The following is a 3,318-nucleotide window of genomic DNA, read 5'->3' on the forward strand; positions in this document are numbered from 1 at the left end:
GTCACATCAGGTGCCCGGGGTCCGGTAACTGCCCCCGGCTGGCCGGGTCGCGGTAGACCGCGAGGGCCCAGAACAGCAGCGCCATGCCCATCGCGCCGGCGTCGGGCGTCCCGACCGCGCGCTCGCCGACGTACGAGGCCCGACCCATCCGCGGCGACAGCTCGGCGGTCGCCCGGGCGTGGTCGAATGCCTGGTTTGCCACCATCGTCCAGTTCACCGGCGGCTTCGCGGCATGCATGTCGTCGACGGTCGGGCCGAGGCAGTCCAGCATCGTCCGGTCGCCGACCTTGGCCTCACCGACCCGCGAGATCGCGGCGGTGCCCGCGTCGAGCCCGGCCACCAGCGCGGCGTCGCCGTCGCCGCCCCGGTCGAGGCTGGCGCCCACGTCGTTGAAGAGCAGGCCGATCAACGGGCCGCTGGTGCCGCCGACCTCGTCGAGGAAGTAGGTGGCGGCGGTCTCGAACTCGCCGGCCAGGTCGGCGTCGTCGGGGATGCGGGCCACCGCGCCGCGCAGGCCTTCGCGCAGGTTGTCGCCGTAGTCACCGTCGCCGGCCACCTGGTCCAGGCGCGTCAGCTCGGCGTACGCCTGCTCGGTCGCGTCCAGGTAGAGGTTCATCAACATGACGCGGCCTCACTTCCGCAGCCCGGCGGTCCACGCCGGCGCGTCGAACAACGCGGTCCAACCGTCGGACGGGTGCGTCTCGTCCGACGGCTCGAGCATGGTCATCGTGATGGAGAAGCCCTTCATGTCGAGCGCCGGCGTGTACGGCCCGACGAGGCTGCGCTCCACGGCGATGTCCCGGGTGGCCAGCGCGTCGACGGCCTCCGCGAACACGTTGTAGAGCTCGATGTAGGTCGTGCCGCCGAGCCCGTTGACGAACAGGAACACGGACCGCCCGCTGGGCAGGTGGTTGACCACGTCGTCGACCATGCGGCCGACCAGCTCCTCCAGCGGCGGCCGGGGGATCGTGTGCTGGGCGCGCTCGCCGTGGATGCCGACGCCGTACTCGAGCTGCCCGGGTTCGAGGTCGAAGCCCGGCCGGCCGGTCACGGGCGACGTCTGCGCCAGCGACGCGACCGCGATGCTGCGCGACCGGCCGACCAGCGTCTCGCCAAGGGCCACCAGCTCGTCGAGGCTCGCACCGCGGTCGGCGGCCGCGCCGAGCAGCTTCTCGGTGAGCACGGTAGCCCCGGTGCCGCGCCGCCCGGTCGCGGTCTGCTGACTCTCCGTGGCGACGTCGTCGTCGACGAGCACGCGCGCGACCGGAATGCCGTCGTGCCGCAGCCGCTCGGCGGCGATCCCGAAGTTGATCCGGTCACCGGTGTAGTTCTTGACGATGTGCAGCACGCCACCGGGGCCGGCGGCGGCCCGGCTGCCCTCGTACACCTGCCGGTTGTGGGGTGAGGTGAACACCCGGCCGGGCGCGGCGGCGTCGAGCATCCCGCGGCCGACGAGACCGACGTGCATCGGCTCGTGGCCGGACCCGCCGCCGGAGAGCAGCCCGACCTGCCGCCGCGGATCGCGGTCGACGGACCGCACGAACACGGGATCGGTGGACAGCTCCACCACGTCGGCATGATCACGCGCGAAGCCCAGCAACGCACGGTCGACGTACTCGGTCTTGGAGGCATAGAAAGGTTCCGCCATCGGCCTTCTCGATTCCTGAAGGGTCATCGGTCACCGCGGCGCGCCGTACTTCGTCCATGGTAAGTCGCTACATTGCTCCGCATGGGGAATCCGGCCCGCCGGGCGATGCTGCTGTGGATCGTGTTCGGCGTGGTGGCCGTGGTCTCGTGTGTGCTCGTGCTGCGGCGTCCGGACCGGCTGTCGGACCTGCACATCTACTACGGCGCGATCCAGCATCTGTGGGATGGGAAACCGCTCTACGGGTACGTCGCCGAGAACGGCGGGCCGTTCACCTACCCGCCGTTCGCGGCGCTGGTACTGAGCCCGATCGTGGCCGTGCCCGAAGGCTTGCTCCAGCCACTGTGGCTGGTCGCGACCGTGGCCGCGCTCGCGGCGATCGCCGCAGCGGTCGGTCGGGGTCGGCCCGACCTGGTCGCGGCCGTCGCCTGCGGGCTGCTGCTGTCCGCGCCCGCGCAGAGCAACCTGCGTTTCGGCCAGGTGAGCGTCTTCGTGGTGCTGCTCGCGCTGGTCGACGCGATGGGCCTGACGCCGGCCCGCTACCGCGGTTGTCTGGTCGGGCTCGCCGCCGCCGTCAAGCTCACCCCGCTGCTGTTCGTGGTCTACTTCCTGGCCGTCGGCCGCTACCGGGACGCCGGCCGGGCCCTGGCGACGTTCGGGGGAGCCGCGGCCGTCGCGGCGGTGGTGCTGCCGGCCGAGAGCTGGGGCTACTGGACCGGCACGATGCTGGAGACGTCCCGGATCGGCAACCTGGCCTCGCTGGGCAACCAGTCGGTGCAGGGCATGCTGCTGCGGGTGGGCGTGCCGCAGCCGGCCCTCCCGGTGGTCTGGGCATCGCTGGTCGCGGTGATCTGCCTCGTCGCGCTGCTGCGGGCCCGGGCGCTGTTCCACGATGGACACCCCATCAAGGCGGCGGTGCTCATCGGCTGTGCCACCGTGGCCGCGTCGCCGGTGTCGTGGACCCACCACCAGCTCTGGCCGGTGCTGGCCGCGATGCTGCTGATCGGCACGCACGGCGCGGTGCACAGGACGGCCGGCGTCGCCCTGCTCGCCGCCATGGTCCTGTCGCTGGGCGTCGTGCTCGCGGACGTCTCGTTCACCCCTGGCGTGCAGTTCATGCTGGAGAACGCCCGCGCCCTGGGCACGGTCGGGATCTGCGTCGCCGGCTTCGGCGCGGCGGTGGCCGCCCATCGCACGGCCCGGCGCTGGACCGTGGCGGGAGCGGCGACGGTGGCGGTCGCGATTGTCGCCCTGCAACCGCTGCCGGCCTCGGCCGACCCGACGTTCAAGGCCTACCGGCTGGCCGACACGACCAACCCCCGCTACTTCTACGTCTGCCGCGACGAGTCGACCTGCGCGGCCTTCATCGGCGGTATGTCGATCCGGTTCGGTGTCGTCGCGGAGAAGACGAAGGTCCGCGTCAACGGCGTGGTCGGCCCGGCGGTCGCGCGCCTGGAATACCGGTCGGCGCCGGGCGGCCAACCACGCGAGATCCCGCTCATCGACCGCTACGCGGCGGGCCGGGTCTTCTCGTTCCGCTCCGCCAGCCTCGCCCACGGCACGTTGGTCGCCTACGACCCCGCCGGGAACGAGATTGGACGTGGGCTCGCACGCCGAGTTGGCGCGGCTGGCGGGCACGGTCGGCCTCGACTCGACGGAGGCGGCGGCTTACC

3 protein-coding genes are annotated in these 3,318 nt (G+C 72.3%); 1 reads left to right on the plus strand and 2 read right to left on the minus strand.

Annotated features, from left to right (window positions below):
• Position 1: 1 nt before the first annotated feature.
• Positions 2-616: a DAK2 domain-containing protein gene (locus tag AB0H87_RS39865; protein ID WP_360158411.1), complete on the minus strand. Its 615-nt coding sequence runs from the start codon at positions 614-616 to the stop codon at positions 2-4.
• A gap of 15 nt (positions 617-631) precedes the next feature.
• The gene (locus AB0H87_RS39870; RefSeq protein WP_360158414.1) at positions 632-1,648 is read right to left on the minus strand and encodes a dihydroxyacetone kinase subunit DhaK; all 1,017 of its coding nucleotides are present in this window, start codon (positions 1,646-1,648) and stop codon (positions 632-634) included.
• Between the two features lie 81 nt (positions 1,649-1,729).
• On the opposite strand from AB0H87_RS39870, the gene AB0H87_RS39875 reads away from it, so the two are divergent.
• A partial coding sequence (locus AB0H87_RS39875; RefSeq protein ID WP_360158417.1) for a glycosyltransferase 87 family protein occupies positions 1,730-3,318 on the plus strand: 1,589 nt, incomplete at its 3' end.

The organism is Asanoa sp. NPDC050611 (genome assembly GCF_040654855.1).
Taxonomy (GTDB): Bacteria; Actinomycetota; Actinomycetes; order Mycobacteriales; family Micromonosporaceae; genus Asanoa.